We start from the raw sequence: 22,489 nt of genomic DNA, 5'->3' as shown, positions 1-22,489 counted from the left end.
TCGATGTGCCTCGGGATCCCGGGACGGGTCGTCACGATCGACGACACCCGCCTGCGCACGGGCACCGTCGACTTCGACGGGTTGCGCCGGTCGGTGTGCCTGGTCTACACGCCGGAGGCGGTGGTCGGCGACTACGTGATCGTGCACGTCGGCTTCGCCATCAGCCTCGTGGACGAGGCGGAGGCCGCCAAGACCCTGGCCGTGCTGCGGGCCATGCCCGACGCGCTGGCCACCGAATTGGGGTCGTCGTGAAGCACCTGGACGAGTACCGCGACCCCGTGCTGGCCCGTCGGCTGCTGGCCGAGCTGCACGCCACCGCCCACCACCCGTGGACGGTGATGGAGGTGTGCGGCGGGCAGACCCACACGATCGTGCGGCAAGGCATCGACGAGTTGCTGCCCGCGGGCATCCGCATGATCCACGGCCCCGGGTGCCCGGTGTGCGTCACGCCGCTGGAGGTGGTGGACAAGGCCATGGCCATCGCGGCGCGGCCGGACGTGGTCTTCGCCAGCTACGGCGACATGCTACGGGTGCCCGGCACGACCGGCGACCTGCTCGGGCTCAAGGCCCGCGGCGCCGACGTGCGGGTCGTCTACACGCCGCTGGACGCGGTGCGCATCGCGCGGGAGAACCCGGACCGGCAGGTCGTGTTCTTCGCCGTCGGTTTCGAGACCACGGCCCCCGCGAACGCGATGGCCGTGCTGCACGCGGCGGAGTCGGGGGTGGGGAACTTCAGCGCGCTGGTCAGCCACGTCCTGGTGCCACCCGCGATCACCGCGCTGCTCGACGCGCCGGACAACCAGGTGCAGGCGTTCCTCGCCGCGGGCCACGTCTGCGCGGTGATGGGGTGGACCGAGTACGAGCCGATCGCCGACCGCTACCACGTCCCGATCGTGGTCACCGGGTTCGAGCCGCTGGACCTGCTGGAGGGCATCCTCATGGCCGTCCGGCAGTTGGAGGACGGCCGCGCCGCGGTGGAGAACCAGTACGCGCGGGCCGTGCGGCGCTCCGGCAACACCGCCGCCCGGGAGGCGATCGGCCGGGTCTTCCGGGTCACCGACCGCACGTGGCGCGGGGTCGGCCCCATCCCGGCCAGCGGCCTGGCGCTGACCGCCGAGTTCGCCGCTTTCGACGCCGAACGCCGGTTCGCCGTCGGCCCGGTCACCGCGCGCGAGGCGCCGGACTGCATCGCCGGGGAGATCCTGCGCGGCACGAAGCTGCCCACGGACTGCCGCGCCTACGGGCGCACCTGCACACCCCGCACGCCGCTGGGCGCCCCCATGGTGTCCAGCGAGGGAACCTGCGCCGCGTTCCACAACGCCGGGCGCGGAACGGAGTCGAGATGACCAGTTGCCCGCTGCCCGTCGCGGAGACCGAGCGCGTCCTGCTGGGTCACGGCTCCGGCGGGCAGCTCATGGCCGAACTGCTCGCCGAGGTGATCACCCCGGAGCTGGGCGGCGACGGACCGTTGGAGGACGCCGCCGTGATCACCGCGGCCGGGGCGGACCTCGTGTTCAGCACCGACGGGTTCGTGGTCACACCGCGGTTCTTCCCCGGTGGCGACATCGGTTCGCTGGCGGTGCACGGCACCGTGAACGACCTGGCCATGCGCGGTGCCCGCCCCGTCGCGTTGAGCCTGGCGTACGTGCTGGAGGAAGGGCTGCCGGTACCGGAGCTGCGTCGGATCACCCGGTCCGCGGCCGAGGCCGCGCGGGCGGTGGGGGTGCCGATCGTCACCGGTGACACCAAGGTGGTCGGTCGCGGCGCGGCGGACGGCGTCTACGTCACGACCACCGGTGTCGGCGTGCGGTGGGGTGACGCGTGCCCCTCGGCGGCGGGCGGCGCGGCGGGCGACGTGGTGCTGCTGTCCGGACCGATCGGGCTGCACGGCACGGCGATCCTCAGCGCGCGGGAAGGGCTGGGATTCGAGGCGGAGGTCGCCTCGGACAGCCGTCCGCTGCACCGGCTGGTGGCCGCGATGATCGGTGCCGGCGGGCGTGACGTGCACGCGATGCGCGATCCCACCCGTGGCGGCCTGGCGGGCGCGTTGAACGAGCTGGCCCACGCGTCGGGCGTGGCGGTGGAGGTGTCCGAGGAGGACGTGCCGGTGCCGCGCGCGGTGGCCTCGGCGTGCGAGTTGTTGGGCCTGGACCCGATGCACGTGGCCAACGAGGGCTGCCTGGTGGCGTTCGTGGCCGCGCCGTCCGCACCGGCGGTGCTGGCGGCCATGCGGGCACTGCCGGAGGGGGCCGGGGCGACCGTGATCGGCCGGGTCACCGACGGGACGACGGGCCGCGTGACCGCACGGACCCTGGTCGGCTCGTCGCGCATCGTGGACGTGCTCGTCGGCGAGCAGCTGCCCCGGATCTGCTGACCCGACCGGGACCCGCGGACGGGCAGGTGGGGACTTTCGCCACTGCCCGGGCGAACCGGCCCGGACGAGCCTGGAGGGACCACCGAGGAGGACGGGATGACGGAACGGATCGGGAGCAGCGGTTCCGGGTCGACCGGCCCGGACGTGACGAGCGGCGCGGCCGATGTCGAAGCCGCGGACCGCACCGCCGAGCGAGGTGCGGCACATCGCCGGGGCGATGCCGCGAGCGTCGTGCTCGACCTGGCCGGTCTCGACGCGTTGATCGCGGAACTTCGCCGACAGGGCCTCACGGTCGTCGGACCGGTCCGGCGCGACGACGCCATCACCCTGGCGGAGCTGGGCGCCGCGGACGACCTGCCCGCAGGCTGGGGCGTGGAGACCGGTCCGGGCCGCTACCGGCTCCGCCGGCGGGACGACACAGCAGTGTTCGGCCACTCCGCCGGGCCGCAGTCGTGGAAGGCGTTCCTGCACCCGCCGCACCGGACCCTGTTGACGGTGGACGACGACGGCTTCCACCCCGTGCCCGACGAACGCCCCCGGTACGCGTTCCTCGGCGTGCGCCCCTGCGACCTGGCCGCGATCGGCAAGCTGTGCCAGGTGCTGGGCGAGCGGGCGCCGTTCGTGGTGGCCACGCGCTGCACCGAGCCGGGCGACGTGTGCTTCTGCGCGTCGATGGGCTGCGGACCGGATGCCCGGAGCGGCTACGACATCGCGCTGACCGAACGGATCGACGGTCACGGCCACCGGTTCCTCGCCGACGCGGGCTCTCCGGCCGGGGAGCTGGTGCTCGGCCGGCTGCCCGCCGATCCCGCCGACCAGCGGGACGAGGAACTGGCCCGGTCCGACGTGGAAGCGGCGCGGCAGCGCATGGGCCGCGCCATGCCCGGACCGGACCTGCGCGACCTGCTCGCCGCCAACCGGGACTCGGCGCACTGGGAACGGGTGGCCGAAAGGTGCCTGGCCTGCGGCAACTGCACCATGGTGTGCCCCACGTGCTTCTGCGTGACCGTCGAGGACGTCACCGACCTCGCCGACGGCCACGCCGAACGCCGTCGACGGTGGGCCTCGTGCTTCGAGGTCGACTTCTCCCGGCTGCACGGCGGGCCCGTACGCGCCTCGGTCGCGGCCCGCTACCGGCAGTGGATGAGCCACAAGCTGAGCACCTGGTACGACCAGTTCGGCACCTCCGGCTGCGTGGGCTGCGGGCGGTGCGTCGCCTGGTGCCCCGCAGGCATCGACATCACCGAGGAAGCCGCGGCGCTGGCGCGGGGTGTGCCGTGATCCCGCAACTGGCGACGCTGCCGCTGCTCGACGCGCTCACGCCCGCCCAGCGGGCGGTGCTCTCCGCGGTCGGTGTCCCGCAGCAGTATCCGCCGGGCACGCGGCTGTTCGACGAGGGACAACCGGCGGACCGCTGCTGGATCATCCTCAGTGGCTGCGTCGCGGTGGACATCGCGGTCCCCGGCCAGGGCTCCGTCACGGTGCAGGGCGTCGGTCAGGGGGACCTGCTCGGCCTCTCCTGGTTCGTGCCGCCGTACCGGTGGCACTTCGGGGCCACCGTGGTCTCGCCGACCCGTGCGCTCGTCCTGGACGCCGCGCGACTGCGCGCGTTGGCCGACGAGGACCCCGCGCTGGGCTATCGGCTGTCCCTCGTGCTCGCCCAGTCCATGCTCACCCGGCTGCAGTCCACCCGGCTCCGGCTGCTCGACCTGTACCGGAACGCGCCGTGAGCCCGCTCGGCTCCTGGCTGCCCGCCCGATATCAAGTGGTGCGACGGACCAGGGAGACCTCGGACTCCGTGACCCTGACGCTGCGCGCGGTGGACGAGCCGCTGCCCCCGTTCCGTCCCGGGCAGTTCGCGATGCTGTACGCACGGGGTGTGGGCGAGGTGCCCATCTCGGTCAGCGGCACGACCGAGTCCGGTGAACTGGCGCACACCGTGCGCGCGGTGGGAGCGGTCAGCCGGGCGTTGCACGATTCGGCGCCCGGCGCGGTGCTGGGGGTGCGCGGACCGTTCGGCACGGCTTGGCGCCTGGACGGCGGCGATCTGGTGGTCGTCGCGGGCGGCATCGGCCTGGCTCCGTTGCGGCCCGCCGTGCGCCACGCGTTGGCCCACCGCCACCGCTACCGCCGGGTGGTGCTGGTCGCGGGCGCCCGCACACCCGCGGAGTTCCTCTACCGGGACGAGCTTCGTCGGTGGGACGACGACTGCGGCCTGGAAGTCGTGCTGACCGTCGACCGGGGCGGGGACGGGTGGACCGGTCGCGTCGGCTTCGTCACCGATCCGCTGGCCGCTCTCCCCCTCGACGGCCGGCGCACCACGGCGTTGCTGTGCGGACCGGAGCCGATGATGCGCGCCGCCGCCCGCGTGCTGACCGGGCGCGGTGTGCCCGAACACCGCGTCCAGGTGTCCCTGGAGCGCAACATGCAGTGCGGCACCGGCCGGTGCGGGCACTGCCAGCTCGGACCGCTGCTGCTGTGCCGAGACGGGCCCGTCGTGGACTACCCCGTGGCGGCGGGGCTGTTGACCGTGGAGGAGCTGTGATGGCCAAGCCGACCCTCGCCGTCTGGAAGCTCACCTCGTGCGACGGCTGCCAGCTCACGCTGCTGGACTGCGAAGACGAACTGCTCGACCTCGCGGACCGGATCGACATCGCGCACTTCCTCGAGGTCACGCCGGAGACCGCGGCCGGCCCCTATGACGTCTCCATCGTGGAGGGTTCGGTCACCACTCCCGAGGAGGAGCGGCGCATCAGGTGGATCCGGGAGCAGTCCCGGGTGCTGGTCGTGATCGGCGCCTGCGCCACCAGCGGTGGTATCCAGGCGTTGCGCAACTTCGGCGACGTCGCCGAGTTCCGGTCGGTCGTCTACGCCTCGCCCGAGCTGATCGACTCGCTGGCGACCTCCACCCCGGTGTCCGCGCACGTCACCGTCGACTACGAGCTGCGCGGGTGCCCCATCGACCGCGGCCAGCTGCTGGAGGTGCTGTCGGCGTTCCTCGCCGGTCGCGAGCCGGACCTGCCCGACACGAGCGTGTGCACCGAGTGCAAGCGGCGCGGGCTGACCTGCGTGATGGTGGCCGACGGCGTCCCGTGCCTCGGACCGGTCACGCACGCCGGGTGCGGTGCGCTGTGCCCGGCGGTCGGCCGCGGCTGCTACGGCTGCTTCGGCCCGATGACGCGCCCGAACGTGCCCGCGCTCATCCCGCTGCTGCGCCGCCACGGCATGACCGAGGACGAGGTGGGCCGGGTGTTCCGCACCTTCAACTCCGGGAGGGAGTGGGCATGACCCACCGCGCGAACCGCACGCTGCGCGTCGCGGGGCTGGCCAGGGTCGAAGGCGAAGGCGCGCTCCACGTGCGCACGAGGGGCGGCCACGTCGAAGACGTCGAGCTGAACATCTACGAACCGCCTCGGTTCTTCGAAGCCTTCCTGCGTGGTCGCGACTACCGAGAGCCACCGGACATCACCGCTCGGATCTGCGGCATCTGCCCGGTCGCCTACCAGATCAGCGCGTGCCGGGCGGTGGAGGACGCGTGCGGCGTCGTGGTCGAAGGCTCCGTGCGGGCGTTGCGCCGACTGCTGTACTGCGGCGAGTGGATCTCCAGCCACGCGCTGCACATCTACCTGCTGCACGCGCCGGACTTCCTGGGCTTCCCCGACGGCATCGCCATGGCCGCCGAGCACCGGGCACTGGTGGAACGCGGTCTGGCGCTCAAGCAGGCGGGCAACGCGATCATGAACCTGGTCGGCGGACGGGCGATCCACCCGGTCAACGTCCGGGTGGGCGGCTTCTACCGCGCGCCGACCGTCGACGAACTGCGCCCGTTGGCGGAACGGTTGCGGCACGCGCTGGAGGACGCGGTGACCACGGTGGGCTGGGTGGCCGGTTTCGAGTTCCCCGACCTGGAGGTCCCGCACGACTTGATGGCGCTGCGGGACATCGCGGGGTACCCGGTCGACGGGGGCGAGCCACGCACCACCACCGGACTGTCCTTCACCGCCGCGGAGTTCCCGCAGCACGTGAGCGAACACCAGGTGCGGCACTCGACCGCGCTGCACGCCCGGCTGGACGGCCGGATGTACCTCGTGGGACCGATGGCCCGGTACGCGCTCAACTCGGACCGGCTGTCCCCGGTGGCCGCCCAGGCGGCCGGCGCCGCCGGCCTGGGAGGTGAGTGCCGCAACCCGTTCCGCAGCATCGTGGTGCGGGCGGTGGAGGTCGTCTACGCGGTCGAGGAGGCGCTCAGGCTCATCGCGGAGTACGAGCGCCCGGCGCCTCCGTCCCTGGAGGTGCCGGCGGCGGTGGGCGTGGGCCACGGCGTCACCGAAGCGCCACGCGGGCTGCTGTACCACCGCTACGAACTCGGCCCGGACGGGCTCGTCGTCGCGGCGGACATCGTGCCGCCGACCTCGCAGAACCAGTCCGCGATCGAGGACGACGTCACCCGGTTGGTGCGGTCGTGCCCGGACGTGGACGACCACACCCTGGTGTCGATGTGCGAACGCGCCATCCGCAACTACGACCCGTGCATCTCCTGCTCGGCGCACTTCCTCGACCTCACCGTGGACCGCCGGTGACCGCGATCGTGATAGGTGTGGGCAACGAGTTCCGACGCGACGACGGGGTCGGCCCGGCGGTCGCGCGGGAGGTCGGCCGCCGCGGCGTGCCGGCCGACATCGTCGACGGCGACCCGGTACGCCTGGTGGAGGCGTGGGCGGGCGCCGACCTGGCGGTGGTCGTGGACGCCGTCCGCTGCACCCCCGCACGGCCGGGACGCGTGCACCGGGTGGCGATCACCGGGACCGGGGAGCCCGCCGCCAACACCCACGGGTTCGGCGTCCCGGACGCGGTGGAGTTGGGTCGGGTGCTGGACCGGTTGCCACGCCGCCTCGTGGTGCTGGGCGTGGAAGTGGAGGAGGTCGGCTTCGGACCAGGGCTGAGCACGGCCGTCGCCTCCGCCGTTCCCGGCCTGGTCCACGAGGTCCTGCGCGAAGTCGCCTCCGGCCGGTGAGCGCGGGCCGCCGGGCCGGCGACGCGACGGGCCGCCCGGGGCGGCTCACCACCGGGACGTCCGGCTCGACGGTGCTACGGGACGGGCCGGCTCCGTCGTGCTCCGTCGTGCTCCGGCCGCGACGGCCGGTCGGACCACCGCCACCGGGCAGGGCGCGTGGTGGACGAGGGCGTGGCCGGCCGAGCCGAGCAGCATGCCCCTGAAGCCGCCCGCGCCGTGGCTGCCCACGACCAGCAGCCGGGCTCCGCGTGCCGCGGCCAGCAGTGCGTGGACCGGGCGGTCGCGGACGACGGCACGCACCACGTGGACGTCCGGGTACTCCTCCTGCCAACCGGCGAGGCGTTCGGCCAGCAGGCGCGACTGCTCGCCGCCGACCTGGGACCAGTCGACCGTGATGCGGGACTGGTAGGCGCTCTCGACCGGGAAGTCGGTCCAGGCGATCACCGCCGTCAACGGCACGCCGGCCGAGGACGCCTGGTCGAACGCGAAGGCGATCGCACGCTCGCTCGCCGGCGAGCCGTCCACACCCACGACCACGGGACCGTCCTCGTGGAACCCGCCGCGGACGACGACCACGGGGCTCTGCGCGTGCGCCGTGACCGCGACGGCCACGGAGCCGAGCAGCAGCCCGGTGAAGCCTCCCAGCCCTCGTGAGCCCAGCACGACGAGTCGGGCGTGGCGGGAGGCGGCGACCAGCGCGGCGGCGGGTCGGTCGACCACGACGGAGGTCTCCACCTCCGTCGCGGGCGTGGCGGCGCGGGCCGCGGCCGCGGCCTCCTCGGTCCACTGCCACGCCTGCTGCTCGAACGCCTTGCGGACGTTGTCGGCGGTCAGCACCAGGTCCGGGTAGCCGCGCCGGGGCAACACGTAGGTGTGCAGGATTTCGAGCGGCACGTGGTGCCGTGCCGCTTCCTCGGCGGCCCACTCGACGGCCGTCAACGCCGACGTCGAACCGTCCACACCGACCACGATCGGAGCGCTCATCACCGGTACCCTCCGCATCCCCGGCTCCGGGGCGGCCGACGTGCCGCCGCTCGGTCCGCCCTCCCGACGGTAGGCACCCGGCCGGCCGCGAACAGTGGTCCTAGGACCTCATCGGACAGGGACCAACGGCTGCGTCGCCGGCGCGCCGGCCGGGTGATGGTGGAGGCATGGACGAACGGCGCCTCACCGCGACATCCCCGCCCATCGTCGTGGCGGGGGACGATTCCCCGTGGGGACGGGCCGCCGTGCGGTGGGCGGCCGAGCACGCGGAGCGGACCGCCGCGCCGCTGGAGGTGCGCCCTCCCGCCGAGGACCCGGTCGGCGACCTGCTGCGGGTCAGCCACCGGGCGGGTCTGCTCGTGGTCCCCCACCGCGGCGCCAACGGCACGTCGTTCGGGCTCGGACGGCTGGTGCTGCCGCTGGCTGACCACGCCGCGTGCGACGTCGCCGTGGTCCGCGGCACCGCGGAGGCGCTGCGGCGTGCCCACCACAGGGTGACCGCGCTGCTGTCGGGCGACCCGGCCGACGACGACCTGGCCCTGGCCCGCGCCGTCGACCAGGCGCGACGCCACCGGGCGGCGCTGCGGATCCTGCACGCCACGCCGCCGCTGCCGGTGCGGGCCGACGACCCCGAGTGGCCCCTGATCCACGCCGACCAGGTGCTGGACGGCACGCGCCACACGTCGTTGTTGGCCAGGATGCACCCGCACGAGGCGCTCGGCCGGTACGCCGACACCGACCTGCTCGTCCTGGCGGGACGGGGTCCGGTCACCCGCGCGGCGCTCCACCACGCCCCCTGTCCCGTGCTCGTCGCGCACCGCTACCCCGCCGGGCTGATCCCGCGGCAGCCGACCGCGACCGACCGGGTGCCCGCCGTGCGTTGAGCAGCCGTGCGCGCCCGGGGGCACGGCGCGCCTGCCGGGCCTCACACCAGGGGAACCTGCCAGGTCAGGCGGGTGCCGCCGGCAGGCTCACCGGTCACCGAGCACGTGCCGCCCAACGCGACGGCACGCTGTTCGAGGTTGCGCAGCCCGCTGCGGGCGACCGCGGGCGGCATGCCGACGCCGTCGTCCACCACCGTGATGGTCAGTTCGTCGCCCGCCTCCACGGTGAGGACGAGTTCCTTGGCCCGGGCGTGCCTCACGGCGTTGGTCACCGCCTCCCGCACCACCGCCTCGGCGTGCTCGCCCACGTCGTCAGGAACCGAGTTGTCCACCGTCCCGCTCATCCGCACGGTCGGCGTCACGGGCGCGTGCTCGGTCAGCTCGGAGACCAGGTCCAGCAGCCGCCGCCGCAGCCCCGGCAGCTCGTCGCCCGCCTGCAGGTCGAAGATCGAGGTGCGGATCTCCAGCACGGTCTCGTCCAGCTGGTGCACCGCCTTGCGCACCCGTTCCCGCGCCTGCGGCTCGCGGATCGCGCCCAACGCGCCCTGCAAACCCATCCCGGTGGCGAACAGCCGCTGGATGACGTGGTCGTGCAGGTCCCGCGCGATCCGGTCGCGGTCCTCCAGCACGTCCACCAACCGGCGGGCCCGCTGGTTCTCGGCGAACTCCAACGCCACCGCCGCCTGGTCGGCGAACGACGCCAGCAACGGCACCTGCTCCGCGCCGAACCGGGCCCCACCCTTCTCACGGCCCACCAACAGCACACCCGTCACGACGGAGCCCGCGCGCAACGGCACCACGACCCCCGGGCCCACTTCGACGGGGAGGTCGCCCAACCGCCCGCCCAGGTCTTCGACCAGCATCGGCGTGGCGGTGGACAACACCTCCTCCACCACCGTCCCGGCCGCGGCGAACGCGCCGCCCACCCGGCCCTCGACCTGGCCGCCCGCGCCCGCGGCCAACCGCAGCCGCCGCACGTCGGAGTCCTCCACCAGCACGATCAACGACATGGACGCCGCCGGCAACTCGCACGTCCGCTGGGCGATCAACCGCAGAGCGTCCTCCGGCGACGCGCCGCCCAGCAACACCGAATTGATCTCGGCGGTCGCCTCCAGCCACCGCTCGCGCATCCGCGACCGCTCGAACAGGCGCGCGTTCTCCACCGCCACACCCGCCGCCGCGGCCAGCGCGGTCAGCACCACCTCGTCATCGGCGCTGAAATCCGACCCGTCGACCTTCTCCGTCATGTAGAGGTTGCCGAACACCTCGTCACGCACCCGCACCGGCACACCCAGGAAGCTGTGCATCGGCGGGTGGTTGGCCGGAAAGCCCACCGACGCCGGGTGCTGCGCCAGGTCGTGCAGCCGGATCGCCCGCGGATCGGCGATCAACAGGCCGAGCAGTCCCTTGCCCTGCGGCAAATGCCCCATGTGCGAACGGGTCTCCGGATCGATGCCGACGTAGACGAACTCCGACAGGTCTTCCCGACCGCCCAACACGCCCAACGCCCCGTACCGCGCCCCGACCAGCCCCACCGCCGCCTGCACGATCCGCTGCAACGTCGAGTCCAACTCCAACCCGGCGCCCACCGCCAACACGGCGTCCAGCAGACCCTGCATCTTGTCCCGGGTGGAACCGATCTCGGTCAACCGCTCGCGCATCTCGTCGAGCAGCTCGTCCATCCGCAGGCCGCCGAGCAGGCGGCGCGGCTCATCCCCGTCCTCGGCACCGGACACACCGACAGCGTTCCACCACCCGACGCCGACGCCAAGTCCAACCGGCTCTGGTCGGTCGGGACCTTCGCCCGTGTGGACCCGGCTTCCCGTGCCGCACAGTGGAGTCGACGGCACGACCGGGTGAACGGGCAGGGACATGACCGAGGTGACCGAGGTGTTCGGACTGGCGGTCGACGTGGTGACCGACATGCTCACCGCGGCGACGTTGGCGCCGTCGCTGCACAACACCCAGCCCTGGCGGTTCCGGCTCGCCCCCGACCGCATCGAACTGCACCCCGACGCCGCGCGCGTGCTGCCCGCCACCGACCCGGAGCACCGGGAGCTGCGGCTGTCCTGCGGCGCGGCCCTCTACAACCTCCGCCTGGCCCTGCGCCGGCACGGCGTCCGCCCGCTCGTGACCCTGATGCCGGGAGCCGACGCGCCGGGCGCGCTGGCCACGATCCGCCGCGGTGGGCACGACGTCCTCGACGCCGAAACCCGCGAACTGGCCAAGGCCGTCCCGGCCCGGCGAACCAACCGCAAGCCGTTCCGGGACGTCCCGGTGCCGGTCCGGCACCGCCACGCGCTGGTGCGCGCCGCCGAACGGGAGCGGTCCTGGCTGCACGTCGTCACGGACCGCGACGAACGCGCCCGCCTGCAACGGCTCGTGGCCACGGCCCACCACATCCAGTCCGGGAACGCCGACGTGCGCACCGAACTGGCCGAGTGGACCGGCACGCGGACCGACGACGGCATCCCGACCACCTCGGCCGGCGTACGACCCGAACCCCAGGACGAGTGGGCGTTGCGCGACTTCCAGGCCAGGCAGCGCCCACCCGGCAAGGACTACGAATCCGACCCGCTCGTCGTCGTGCTGTGCTCGTACTACGAGGGCCCTCTCGCCGAACTCCAGGCCGGACAGGCGCTGCAACGCGTGCTGCTCACCGCCACCACCCTCGGCCTGTCCGCCTCGTTCATGTCCCAGGTCATCGAAGTCCGACCCGTCCGCGAGGAGCTGCGTCGCGCCCTGGGCGGCTCACTGGAGCCTCAGACCGTGCTGCGCATCGGCTACGGCTCCCTGGTCCCCGCAAGCCCTCGCCGCCCCGTCCACGAACTCCTGCTGGAACCGACCGCCGCGAGCCACACCCCCTGACCGGGTGACGGACCGGCGTCCCGTCCGAACGGCGATCGCCGGCCGCTTCGACGCGAGCCGCACGGGACGCGCTCGGCGGGACCTGCCGCGGGCCTTTGGTCCCGGCGGATCAGGGCAGGCCTGCGTGGTGGACTCGTCCGACGTCCCCCAGAGGTGGTGTCTTCGTGCCGTGTCGGGCGATCCGGCCGCGGCGGAGGCTGGAAGCCTGCACGAGGAAGCCCGGAGGCCGTCATGTCCACGCTGCTGGAGACCAGTCGACGCGATCCCTACGCCGAGGTCCGGGACGTCGCGCTCGCCGCCGTGCTGACCCGCGAGGACGCCGCCGAGGAGACCGGGCTGAACCCCCTCGAACGCATCACCTGCCGCATCCACCGCCGCTGGCTGCACCACTGCGTGCACTCCCGGACGCACGTCATCCCCGTCACCGGTCACCGCTGGTGCCGCGCGTGCGAGTGCGCCGCCGACATCAGCGTCGACGAGCTGACCGGCACGGTCGCCGTCCGCTGCACCCGCTGCCGGCGCATCCCCGAAGGTCCCGCCACCCGGCAGCTCATCCGCTGCTGCCGCGCGAGCCTGGCCGCGGCCCAGGACAGCCACGTCTGATCGACCGGTTCGGCGTGCGTCGTCCCACCGGTGCGACGCACCGTCCACTGCGACGTCGAACACGCTCGTGCCCTCGCCCAGCGCGCGGCGACCGGGCGAACGGGCTGCGCGGTTCGTGCGGTCCGCTGGACGGCTCGCACGGCCGAACGCCCAGGGCACGCCCCGCCCCGATCCCCCGGATGGGCGTCGCGTCCACCGCAGCCGGGCGCATCGACCCTCGGTGGTCGTGACTTAGGCCCCTGCCGGCACGCGGTCGCGGGGCGAACGCTTCAGGTGGAGGGAGAGGAGAAGGATCATGATCCTCATCGGTGTGGACGGCTCCCCGGCGAGCCGTGAGGCGCTGCGCTGGGCGTTGAGGCAGGCGATGAAGACGGGCGACACCGTCGAGGCGACGATGGCGTGGTTGCGCGAGCCGGAGTTCGTGGCGGCGACGTCGATGGGCGTGCACCCGCACGCCGACCGACCCGACCACCGGCACCCCGCAGAGGAACTGCACGCGATCGTGGACGAGGTCCGTGCCACCGTGCCGGGTGCGCCACCGGTCGCCGAGGTGACCGTCGTCGGCGACGCGGGAACCGCGCTGTCCCGGGCGTCACGGCAGGCGGACCTGCTGGTCGTCGGCACCCACGGGCACACCAGGCTGAGCGAGGTGTTCCTGGGCAGCGTGGCGGCGGACTGCCTGCGCCACGCGACGTGCCCGGTCGTGGTCGTGCCGCCCGGCCGGACCTGACCTGTGACCACCCCCCTGTGGCGACGCGATCGGCGCGCCGGATCGCCACCGCGTCGGGAGCCTGGTGACGGGACCCGCGCTTCGCAGGGTTCTCCGGCCGGCGAGCCCGGCCGGAGGCGGGCGTCGGCCGAGGACGGCCGCCGACGCCGGGTGCCGTCCGGCGAGATGGCACTGCTGGTGCTCGTCACGGTGCTGCTGGCAGGTGGCGCGGTCGCCAGGACGGCCGGGCCGGCGCCCGCGGCGGTCCTGTGGGCGCTTGCCGACGGCGTCACCCTGGTGCCGGCGACCACCCGGGTGCTGGCGGATCTGAAGGCCCGCCGGTACGGCGCGGACGTGCTCGCGGTGCTGGCCCTGGGTGGCACGCTGGCCGTCGGCGAGTTCCTGGCCGGCGCGATCATCGCCGTGATGGTCGCCACGGGTCGGGTGCTCGAGTCCGCCGCCCAGCGGCGGGCGGGCCGGGACCTGTCGGCACTGCTGGAACGCGCCCCCAGCCGGGCCCACGTGCGCCGCGGGGACGATGTCGTCACCACGCCGATCACCCGGGTGCGGCCCGGCGACCGGGTGGTGGTGCTGCCCGGCGAGGTCGTCCCGGTCGACGGCACGCTGGTCCGCGCCGGGACGTTCGACGAGTCGGCGCTGACCGGAGAAGCGGTCCCGGTCTTCCGCGCCCCGGCCGAACCGGTGCGCAGCGGCGTGGTCAACGCCGGCGCCGCGGTCGACCTGACAGCCACGGCGACCGCCGCGGACAGCACCTACGCCGGCGTGGTGGAACTGGCCCGGCAAGCGGCCGCGGCGAGTGCGCCGGTGGCGCGGCTGGCCGATCGGGTCGCGACGTGGTTCCTGCCCGCGGCACTGCTGGTCGCCGCCTTCGCGTGGGTGGCGAGCGGCGACCCGGGTCGTGCGGTGGCGGTCCTGGTCACCGCCACACCGTGCCCCCTGCTGCTCGCCGTGCCCATCGCCGTCACCGGTGGCATGTCCCGCGCGTCGCGTTCCGGCGTGGTGGTCAAAGGCGGGGCGGCGCTCGAACTCCTCGGCCGGGTGACCACCCTCGTCATGGACAAGACCGGCACGGTCACCGAGGGCAGGCCCGAGGTGGTCGACGTGGCGTGCGCGCCGGGCACGAGCGCCGAGGAGGCACTGGCCCACGCGGCGGCGGTCGAGCGGTACTCACCGCACGTGCTCGCCGGAGCGGTGCTGCGCGCCGCCGAACGCGCACGGGTGCGACCGCTGCCCGCCGAGTCGGTGACCGAGGTTCCCGGGCAGGGGGCCTCCGGGCTCGTCGACGGCCGGACCGTCGAGGTGGGGCGGCCACCGGCCGACGAGGGGCTGCCGCCCTGGGCACGCGCCGCCGCGCGCCGCGCCCGTCTCGACCTCGCCGGGGTCGTCTGGGTCCGTCGTGGCGGCGAACCGCTGGCCGCGCTGTTCGTGCGCGACCGGATCCGGTCCGACGCGGCGCGCACGATGCGCAGGCTGCGCTCCGCCGGAGTGCGGCGCGTCGTGCTGCTCACCGGCGACCGCGTCGACAACGCCACCGAAGTCGCCGGGATGCTGGGCATCGACGAGGTGCACGCCGACGCCACCCCCGCCGACAAGATCGCCCACGTGCGCGAGGTCCGCTCGGAGGGCGTCACCGCGATGGTCGGCGACGGCATCAACGACGCGCCCGCGCTGGCCGCCGCCGACGTGGGCGTGGCCCTGGGCTCGCGCGGCTCCACCGCCGCCGCACAGGCCGCGGACGCGGTGATCCTCGACGACCGGATCGACCGACTGGCCGACGCCGTGGAAACCGCGCGTCGTGCCCGACGGCTCGCCGTGCAGAGCGCCGCCATCGGCACCCTCGCGTCGCTGCTGGCCATGCTGGCGGCCGCCGGCGGCCTGCTGGTGCCCGTCGTCGGGGCCGTGGTCCAGGAGGGCATCGACCTGATCGTGATCGCCAACGCCCTGCGGGCGTTGACCGGCCCGGCGCGGCGGCCGCCCGCCGAGGCCGACCGCCTGCTCCACCGCTTCGCCCGCGAGCACGACGACCTCATCCAGGTCCGGGCGATGGTCCGGCGAGCCGCGGACGCGCTGGCCGACGGCGTCGGCCCCGGGACGGACGCGCTGCTGCGCGACACCTACCGCCTCCTCACCGACCGACTGCTGCCCCACGAGCACGCCGAGGACACCACGCTCTACCCCGCTCTGGCGGGCCTGCTCGGCGGGAGCGAGGGGACGCTCACCATGAGCCGGGGGCACGCGGAGATCGAACGGCTGGTGCGCAGGCTGGGCCGCCACCTCGCCGAATCGCCGAACGCCGTCCACCCCGACCAGGTCGACGACCTCCGGGCGACCCTGTACGGGCTCGACGCGATCCTGACGCTGCACTTCGCGCAGGAGGAGGAAGCCTATTTCACCCTCGCCACCACCGAGCCCGACGACACGCAGCGCCGGTGACGGCACACCGGTCGACACGAGACCGGCTCGGCCGCCGGGTCCGGTAGGCGCGGTGTGGCGTGCCGATCGCGCACCACGTGGCGGATCGACGGCCCGCTGCTCGACTCGATGACCGCGCCCGTCAAGGCGTCGGCCCGGACACGCATCGTGATGCTGCCGTGATACGTCCCGGGCGGCAGGGCCGCCGTAGTCGACGCCGGCCATCGGTCCAACGCTCGGGCACGAGCCGTGGCAGGTCGAGGTCGATCGCATCCGCGGTGCAGGCCTGGACCCCGTGTGAGCGTTTCCGACCCGCCGGCACTCGTGTGGTGTCGCGTTTCCTCACCTGCTCACCGGCGCGTGCACCCCGTTCAGTTGCCCCGAATTGACCGTGGGAGCGGATCACGCGGGCAATGCGCGACATGATCAGCGTCGTCGTCCGATCACCCGGGTGGGCGCGCAGAGCGTCACCTCACTCGGTGATCAACTGCCCTGCCAGGCACTCTGCCAACACTGCACGTGGTGCAAGTTCGGTTCCCGGACCAGGGTCGCCGCCAGTGAGTCCATCACGCTGACGTCGTCACCGTCGCAGCGGATCAACCCGCTCAGGTTCTCGACCACCGGGCGCTTGCGCCGCACGTCGTACACGTCCGTCGCCGCGCGGATGCCGTGGGCCCGGAGCTTCGCCCGCACGGTGCGCGCCTGCGCCCCGCGATCGCCCGATCGCGGGTACCCGGCGCCCACGTGCGCAAGCTGATCTTCCAGGGGTTCCAGGTGCAGGCACAGGATCGCCTGGTCCACCCAGTCGACCAGTCGCGCGGTGGGCACCTTGGTCGACAGCATCAGATCGGTGAGGTTGGCGGTGGCGAGGTTCTGCATGTCCTCGATCCCGGCGGCCTCCAGCAACCGGGCCTCGTACCAGATGTTCATTCCGTCCAGCTCGCCGAGCGGGTATCTGCCGGTCAGATCCGGCACGTTCACCCGACGCAGCGCCTTGCCGGCCGCCAGGCGCAACAGTTGCAGCGCACTGACGGGAAAGAATCCCATGACGAACATGATCGCCGCCTCCGTGCCCGCGCTCCACGTCTGCCCGCCGAACTGGTGCACCGTGTACCCGACCACGAGGGCGAAAAGCGTTCGCGCGCTCAGACTGGTGTACGCCATCGGACGCAGGTCGTTCTGGAAGTACCGCCTGATGAGCATCTGCAGTGCGAAGACGTAGGCGCCGAGGAACGCGAAGGACAACGCCGCCATCGTCGACAGGTGCTCCAGTTCCAGGTCGAACGGCGCGGCGCCCCACAGGACGGTCGTCCAGCAGACCGCCCACAGCAGCGTCGTGAGGTACACCGGCGAGATCTCCACCGGCCGCAACATGCGCCGAAGACCGTCGCCGCGGGGCAGTTGCCCGAACGCGGCGATGAACTTGCGCTCATAGATGGTGCTCTGCCCGAGGTAGACCTGGCCGCCGTCGGCGAGCCACCGCTCGAAGTAGATCGAGTTCGGGATCGGCTCGGGCAGGTGCCGGGGTCGGTCCATGCCGAGGCGGTGCAGGTTGAGGACGAAATCCTCCCAGATGGACACCGCTCGCGCCGAGACGAAGCGAATCAGCAGGAACGCGGGGAAGACGGACAGCGCCAGCACCGCGAACACCCGCAGCAGTGCCCAGCGCACCCCTTCATCGGCGAAGGTCACCACCGCGCCCACCGGGGCCACTGCCGCGACGAGCGTCACCAGGAGGATCACTCCGTAGCTCGCATACCTGCCCATCCGCGCCAATGATCGTCGCACCCACCCCCGTTCCGCGCCGAGCCGGTCACGTTCGCGCACCGCGTCGACGTGCGCGGTCACCAGGCGAGCCCGCATCTCGTCGTGCACATCGGGGTGATCCGCCAAGCTCCGTTCCAGGTGCCCTTGGAGTTCGCGCCAGTCGCTGAGCTGCGACTTCGTCCACTTCATCTGGTCGAACAAGTCGCCGGCGGCACGGCTCAACCCCGGGTCTTCCTCGAGCAGTCGGTACAGGCCGTCGCGGAGCTGTCGTGCCAACCCGGGCGGCACACCCAGGTGCTCCAGCACCGCCGGCGCGTTCGACGGTCCGAGACCGGCGAGACCGGGGAGTTGCGCCGCCAGCTCGCTCATCATCGCGTGGTCGAGGCCGGACGCAGCCGTCCTCGATCCAGCGTCGTTCAGTGTCATGCCGGTCACCCCGCAACACTCGCCGAGTTCGGTACGCCGAGTGCAACGCCTTGGGTTAGGCGCCGTCGAGGGTCCAAAGACCCGGCCTGGACGGGACTCGTGCTCGGCAGCGCGAGGGCGGTTCCACTCGAATCGACCCGACGGGCGCACTCTCCACGGGGCGTCACCTGCGACGCCCCAGGCGTCACGGCGGCCGGGCGGGCAATGCCTCAGCAACCGCGTCCGGTCGCCCCCCGGACCACCCGCTCGGGCTTCTCCTCGACCGCCGGCGCACGGTCGGCCAGGGCCGAGCGCCGCCGGCCGGCGGTGGGCGCGGCCGGGGGGGGGGGGGGGCCGGTTAACCCCGCCGCGCCGGCCCCTACGGGCGCGCCCCCGACGCGGGCCGGGGCCGCGCCCCCCGCCCCCCCGGCTGGGGAATCCCCTCGCCGCCCGCCGCCGGCGCGCCCCGCCCCCCCCCCCGCCTCCGGACGATCGCCGCGGCGGCGGTGTCGGGCTACCGGATCACGCCGGCGAAGCGGCCCGAACGGTCCGCGCCCAGTCGGCGGCACGGTCCAGCTCACCCTCCAGGAGCGGGCCGCAGGTGCCGGCGACGTAGAACGACCTCGGGGCGCCGACATCGTCGAAGTGCAACCGGCCCAGGCGCTTGGTGATCATCTTCGCGGCCGAGCCGGTGAACCAACCGGTTCCCATCCTGGTGTCGAACGCACGAGCCGCGACCGGGCGGACCACGGGTCGAAGCGCGGCGAGCCACTCACGCACGCCCCGACCCCGGGAAACGAGGTCGCCGGCCGCCTGGTCGGCGGCGAGCCTCCGTGTGCTGGGTCGGCTGAGGCTGAACGTGTGCGTCGGCGCACCGACGACCAGCAGGGCGACATCGGCGGGCAGGACGTCGGGCGCCGAGCCGACCTCCACGACGTCCACCCGCAGCCCGCCCTCGGCCAGCGCCGCGCCGACCGCTTCGGCGATCACCCTGGTGTTGCCGAACATCGATTCGTAGACCACGAGCGCCCTTGTCATCGCCTGCCACCTCCCGTGTCACCTCGACCGTCGCACCGCGGGGAGGTCGGGGTGAGCGGTGAAGAGCCCGTGACCGCAGGGACCTCCGCCCCTGCCGCGCAGAGGCGGAGGTCCCCGATCCGGCCGACCACAGCCCATCCGGGGCGGTTCCGGTCCGATCGGCGCACGGCCCTGCCGGCGGATGGGCTCCTTCCCGCCGGCCCCGGTCGTGGGGACGGCTGGAGGCCCGGGTCCTCCCGAGAACACCATCCGCTCTTTCGGCGCGGCGTGCGACCCTGGACCCGGGGGCGCGCACGATCGGCGATCTGCCGTGCGCCGCCATGAGCGGCAGGCGTTGGTTCGACCGGAGGAGGTGGTCCGTGCGTCACTGCACGCTCGTCCGCGTCCGCGGCCCGGTCGCGGGCACGTCGCCGCCGGCCGGTACCGACGGGGCAACGCCTTCGCGTGATGGGCAGCAGGTCTCTCGGGACCCCGTCGCGGCACGGTGCCGGCCCGGCGGAGCACCGCTCGGGCACTGCCCCGGCGGCAAGCAGCCGTTGCCGGGTGTGGTCGCGGCAGCGGCTCGACCGGCGCCGCCGACCACCCCCGGTCTCCTTCGTGGACGCGTCGGAGGTGACGTCCGTGACGCGGGATGAAGCGTGTTCGCTGTGCGCGCTGGCCGACAGCGAGTGGCAGCTTTCCTACGCTGACGCCGACCCCGCTTCCGAGGGCGCCAGGGAGGCGTTGTCGACGCTGGCCAACGGATTCCTGGCCACGAGGGGCGCAGCCCCGGAAGCCGTCGCCGACGGCACGCACTACCCCGCCACGTACGCGGCCGGCGTCTACAACCGGCTCGAATCCCGGGTGGACGGGCGAACGCGGTCCGACGAGAGCCTGGTGAACCTGCCGAACTGGCTGCCGCTCACCATCCGGGCGGACGGCGACGACGCCTGGCAGGCACCGGGCACTTGGCGGGTGGTGCACCACCACGTGGTCCTCGACCTGCGTCGAGGGCTGCTCCTGCGCGACCTGGTGGTGGACGATCCGCGGCTCAGACGCACGCACGTCCACCAGGAACGGCTGGTGTCGATGGATCAGCCGCACCTGATGGCCCTGCACACGACCGTGACACCGCAGAACTGGTCCGGCGACCTCCAGGTGCGCAGCACGCTGGACGGGACGGTGTGCAACGGCAACGTCGCGGAGTTCGACGCCTTGGCCAAGCGACACCTCGCCGTTCCCGAGGCGGGTCACCAGGACGACACCTGCTGGCTGGTCACCGAGACCACGCAGTCGCGGGTGCGCATCGCGATGGCCGCCCGCACCACCACGGAACACGGCCACACGCGACGCCGGGACGTCCGCGGACGCGGACGCGTCGGTCACGAGCTGACGATGCCGGTCGAGTGCGGCGTCGGCGTGACGGTCGACAAGATCGTCGCCGTCTTCACGTCCCGCGACCACGCGATCTCCGAACCGCTGCACGCGGCCCGCGGTGAACTGGCCGACACCCCCGGCTTCGCCGCGCTGCGCGCCGCCCACGCCCAGGCGTGGGAGCACGTGTGGCAGCGGTGGCAGATCTCGTTCGACCTCGCCGCCCGTGCCCCGGTCGTGGTCGACGTCCGGCGCGCCGCGCACCTGCACCTGTTCCACGTCGCACAGACGTTGTCACGGCACACCGCCGACCTCGATGCGGGGGTTCCCGCGCGAGGTCTTCACGGCGAGGGCTACCGGGGGCACGTCTTCTGGGACGAGTTGTTCGTGTTCCCGCTGCTGAACCTGCGCGTCCCGGAGCTGACCCGCGCCTTGCTTCTGTATCGCTACAGACGCCTGCCGCAAGCCCGACGACTGGCTCGTGCCGTAGGTGCCGCGGGCGCCTTGTTCCCTTGGCAGAGCGGCAGCGACGGCCGCGAGGAAACCCCCGAACGGTTCTACAACCCGCACTCGCACGCCTGGATGGCGGACAACTCCCGCCGGCAGCACCACGTCAACCTTGCCGTGGCCTACAACGTCTGGCACTACTACCAGGTCACCGGCGATGTCGACTTCCTGGCCGCGTACGGCGCGGAACTGCTGGTCGAGATCGCCCGGTTCTGGACGGCGATCGCCGAGCACGACCCGGTGGCCGACCGATACCACCTGCGCGGCGTGATGGGGCCCGACGAGTTCCACGACGGCTACCCCGACCGGCCGGGCACGGGGGTGGACGACAACGCCTACGTCGCGGTGATGACGTCCTGGGTGCTGACCCGGGTCCTCGACACCCACGAGGTGCTGGGCGGGCACCACACCGAGCAGTTGTGGCAACGCCTCGGTGTCACCGCCGACGAACTCCGGCGATGGGACCGACTCAGCCGCAGGCTCCACGTGCCGTTCCTGAGGGGCGGTCTGATGGCCCAGTTCGAGGGATACGACAGGCTGGACGAGTTGGACTGGGACGCCTACCGGAGCCGCTACGGCGACATCGGCAGGCTGGACCTCCTGCTCGACGCCGAAGGCGACACCACCAACCGCTACCGGGCGTCCAAGCAGGCCGACGTCCTCATGCTCCTCTACCTGCTCAGCGCGGACGAACTCACCGCGATCCTGCGGCGTCTGGGCTACGACTTCGACCCCGCCCGCATCCCCGACACCGTGTCCTACTACCTCACCCGCACCACGCACGGCTCGACGCTCAGCAGGGTGGTGCACGCCTGGGTGCTGTCCAGGGGAGACCGTCCCGCGTCCTGGCGCCTGCTGCGGGAGGCCCTGGACGCAGACCTGTCCGACACCGCGGGCGGCACGACCCGTGAGGGTGTCCACCTGGGAGCGATGGCGGCCACTGCCGACATCCTGCAAAGGTGCTACACCGGGTTGGAGACCCGGGGCGACATCCTGCGCCTGCACCCCCGGCTACCCGACGAACTCACGCGTCTCGACGTCGACCTGCGCTACCGCGGCCACTGGCTTCGCCTGACCGTCACCCACAGCCACCTGCACGTGCGAGCACGCCCCGGCTCCGCCGCACCGATCACGATCGTCGTCGACGACGTGACCCGAACCTTGGGCGGCGGTGGTCACCTCTTCGTGCCGCTGGCCGACGCGCCACCGAGTCCCGTCGTTCCGCGCAACCGCGAGACCTGACGCACCGGGACGCCGACGGACGGGGTCGTCCTCGCCGGCACGCCTGTCGGTTCCACCCCCGGTCAGCGCGTCGCCTGGCCGACCACCTCTCGGGTGACCGGCTCCGGCGCGGCCGAACGGGTCTGCCGGCGGGCGACCTGAACGGTCGTGCCGGTGCGCCACCTGCCCCGGTCCCGCGTCGCCGTCGAGCACGTTCGTTCGAGCGCCCCAGCGCGGTTGGCACACCGGTCGGGGGGGCGCGGGGGGCGGGGGCTCGCGGCCCGGGTGGGCCCCGCCCGCCCGCCCCGGGGTGGGGGGCGGGGGCGGGT

The 22,489-nt window shown here is 73.4% G+C and carries 19 protein-coding genes; 15 read left to right on the top strand and 4 right to left on the bottom strand.

Annotated features, from left to right (window positions below):
- Positions 1 to 3: 3 nt before the first annotated feature.
- From ACFXGA_RS09970 to ACFXGA_RS09930, 9 genes are all read left to right on the top strand, one after another.
- A complete protein-coding gene (locus tag ACFXGA_RS09970; protein WP_378086145.1) occupies positions 4 to 252 on the top strand; it encodes a HypC/HybG/HupF family hydrogenase formation chaperone in 249 nt (82 codons plus the stop codon).
- Positions 249 to 1,346, top strand: a complete 1,098-nt coding sequence (gene hypD / locus ACFXGA_RS09965) for a hydrogenase formation protein HypD (RefSeq protein ID WP_378086143.1) — start codon at positions 249 to 251, stop codon at positions 1,344 to 1,346. The genes ACFXGA_RS09970 and hypD overlap by 4 nt, the downstream gene beginning before the upstream one ends.
- The gene (gene hypE / locus ACFXGA_RS09960) at positions 1,343 to 2,374 is read left to right on the top strand and encodes a hydrogenase expression/formation protein HypE (protein WP_378086141.1); all 1,032 of its coding nucleotides are present in this window, start codon (positions 1,343 to 1,345) and stop codon (positions 2,372 to 2,374) included. Before hypD ends, hypE begins: the two co-directional genes overlap by 4 nt.
- 96 nt (positions 2,375 to 2,470) lie before the next feature.
- Positions 2,471 to 3,655, top strand: coding sequence for a 4Fe-4S dicluster domain-containing protein (locus ACFXGA_RS09955; protein WP_378086139.1), 1,185 nt, complete (start codon positions 2,471 to 2,473; stop codon positions 3,653 to 3,655).
- Positions 3,652 to 4,104, top strand: coding sequence for a Crp/Fnr family transcriptional regulator (locus tag ACFXGA_RS09950; RefSeq protein WP_378086137.1), 453 nt, complete (start codon positions 3,652 to 3,654; stop codon positions 4,102 to 4,104). Before ACFXGA_RS09955 ends, ACFXGA_RS09950 begins: the two co-directional genes overlap by 4 nt.
- On the top strand, positions 4,101 to 4,919 hold the full coding sequence (locus ACFXGA_RS09945; protein WP_378086135.1) for an FAD/NAD(P)-binding protein: 819 nt from the start codon (positions 4,101 to 4,103) through the stop codon (positions 4,917 to 4,919). The genes ACFXGA_RS09950 and ACFXGA_RS09945 overlap by 4 nt, the downstream gene beginning before the upstream one ends.
- The gene (locus ACFXGA_RS09940; RefSeq protein WP_378086133.1) at positions 4,919 to 5,662 is read left to right on the top strand and encodes an oxidoreductase; all 744 of its coding nucleotides are present in this window, start codon (positions 4,919 to 4,921) and stop codon (positions 5,660 to 5,662) included. Before ACFXGA_RS09945 ends, ACFXGA_RS09940 begins: the two co-directional genes overlap by 1 nt.
- The gene (locus tag ACFXGA_RS09935) at positions 5,659 to 6,954 is read left to right on the top strand and encodes a Ni/Fe hydrogenase subunit alpha (RefSeq protein ID WP_378086130.1); all 1,296 of its coding nucleotides are present in this window, start codon (positions 5,659 to 5,661) and stop codon (positions 6,952 to 6,954) included. Before ACFXGA_RS09940 ends, ACFXGA_RS09935 begins: the two co-directional genes overlap by 4 nt.
- The gene (locus ACFXGA_RS09930) at positions 6,951 to 7,388 is read left to right on the top strand and encodes a hydrogenase maturation protease (protein WP_378086128.1); all 438 of its coding nucleotides are present in this window, start codon (positions 6,951 to 6,953) and stop codon (positions 7,386 to 7,388) included. Before ACFXGA_RS09935 ends, ACFXGA_RS09930 begins: the two co-directional genes overlap by 4 nt.
- Before the next feature lie 45 nt (positions 7,389 to 7,433).
- Here the strand turns inward: ACFXGA_RS09930 and ACFXGA_RS09925 are convergent, their stop codons facing one another.
- Positions 7,434 to 8,372, bottom strand: a complete 939-nt coding sequence (locus ACFXGA_RS09925; protein WP_378086126.1) for a universal stress protein — start codon at positions 8,370 to 8,372, stop codon at positions 7,434 to 7,436.
- 167 nt (positions 8,373 to 8,539) lie between these two features.
- On the opposite strand from ACFXGA_RS09925, the gene ACFXGA_RS09920 reads away from it, so the two are divergent.
- Positions 8,540 to 9,256 (top strand): universal stress protein, encoded by a 717-nt coding sequence (locus tag ACFXGA_RS09920; protein WP_378086124.1) that lies wholly within the window; start codon positions 8,540 to 8,542, stop codon positions 9,254 to 9,256.
- A 41-nt stretch (positions 9,257 to 9,297) separates the two neighbouring features.
- Here the strand turns inward: ACFXGA_RS09920 and ACFXGA_RS09915 are convergent, their stop codons facing one another.
- Positions 9,298 to 10,938, bottom strand: a complete 1,641-nt coding sequence (locus ACFXGA_RS09915) for a GAF domain-containing protein (RefSeq protein ID WP_378086235.1) — start codon at positions 10,936 to 10,938, stop codon at positions 9,298 to 9,300.
- A gap of 190 nt (positions 10,939 to 11,128) precedes the next feature.
- Between ACFXGA_RS09915 and ACFXGA_RS09910 the strand changes: the two genes are divergently transcribed.
- The 4 genes from ACFXGA_RS09910 (at position 11,129) to ACFXGA_RS09895 (ending at position 15,890) form a co-directional block, all read left to right on the top strand.
- Entirely contained in the window at positions 11,129 to 12,124 is a 996-nt protein-coding gene (locus tag ACFXGA_RS09910) for an Acg family FMN-binding oxidoreductase (RefSeq protein WP_378086122.1), read from the top strand.
- A 231-nt stretch (positions 12,125 to 12,355) separates the two neighbouring features.
- Positions 12,356 to 12,727: a hypothetical protein gene (locus tag ACFXGA_RS09905; protein WP_378086120.1), complete on the top strand. Its 372-nt coding sequence runs from the start codon at positions 12,356 to 12,358 to the stop codon at positions 12,725 to 12,727.
- A gap of 295 nt (positions 12,728 to 13,022) precedes the next feature.
- On the top strand, positions 13,023 to 13,457 hold the full coding sequence (locus ACFXGA_RS09900) for a universal stress protein (protein WP_378086118.1): 435 nt from the start codon (positions 13,023 to 13,025) through the stop codon (positions 13,455 to 13,457).
- A gap of 165 nt (positions 13,458 to 13,622) precedes the next feature.
- A complete protein-coding gene (locus tag ACFXGA_RS09895; protein ID WP_378086117.1) occupies positions 13,623 to 15,890 on the top strand; it encodes a heavy metal translocating P-type ATPase in 2,268 nt (755 codons plus the stop codon).
- Between the two features lie 462 nt (positions 15,891 to 16,352).
- Here ACFXGA_RS09895 and ACFXGA_RS09890 read toward each other — a convergent pair whose 3' ends face one another.
- Together ACFXGA_RS09890 and ACFXGA_RS09885 are read right to left on the bottom strand one after the other, a co-directional pair.
- Positions 16,353 to 18,005, bottom strand: a complete 1,653-nt coding sequence (locus ACFXGA_RS09890; protein ID WP_378086116.1) for a hypothetical protein — start codon at positions 18,003 to 18,005, stop codon at positions 16,353 to 16,355.
- Positions 18,006 to 18,563: 558 nt separating this feature from the next.
- Positions 18,564 to 19,079, bottom strand: a complete 516-nt coding sequence (locus ACFXGA_RS09885) for a flavodoxin family protein (RefSeq protein WP_378086114.1) — start codon at positions 19,077 to 19,079, stop codon at positions 18,564 to 18,566.
- A 621-nt stretch (positions 19,080 to 19,700) separates the two neighbouring features.
- On the opposite strand from ACFXGA_RS09885, the gene ACFXGA_RS09880 reads away from it, so the two are divergent.
- The gene (locus ACFXGA_RS09880; RefSeq protein WP_378086112.1) at positions 19,701 to 22,181 is read left to right on the top strand and encodes a glycoside hydrolase family 65 protein; all 2,481 of its coding nucleotides are present in this window, start codon (positions 19,701 to 19,703) and stop codon (positions 22,179 to 22,181) included.
- Positions 22,182 to 22,489: the final 308 nt, after the last annotated feature.

The organism is Actinosynnema sp. NPDC059335, from assembly GCF_042752395.1.
Lineage (GTDB): Bacteria > Actinomycetota > Actinomycetes > Mycobacteriales > Pseudonocardiaceae > Actinosynnema.
The sequence above is the reverse complement of the archived record's forward strand: the minus strand, read 5'-3'. Positions and strand labels throughout refer to the sequence as shown.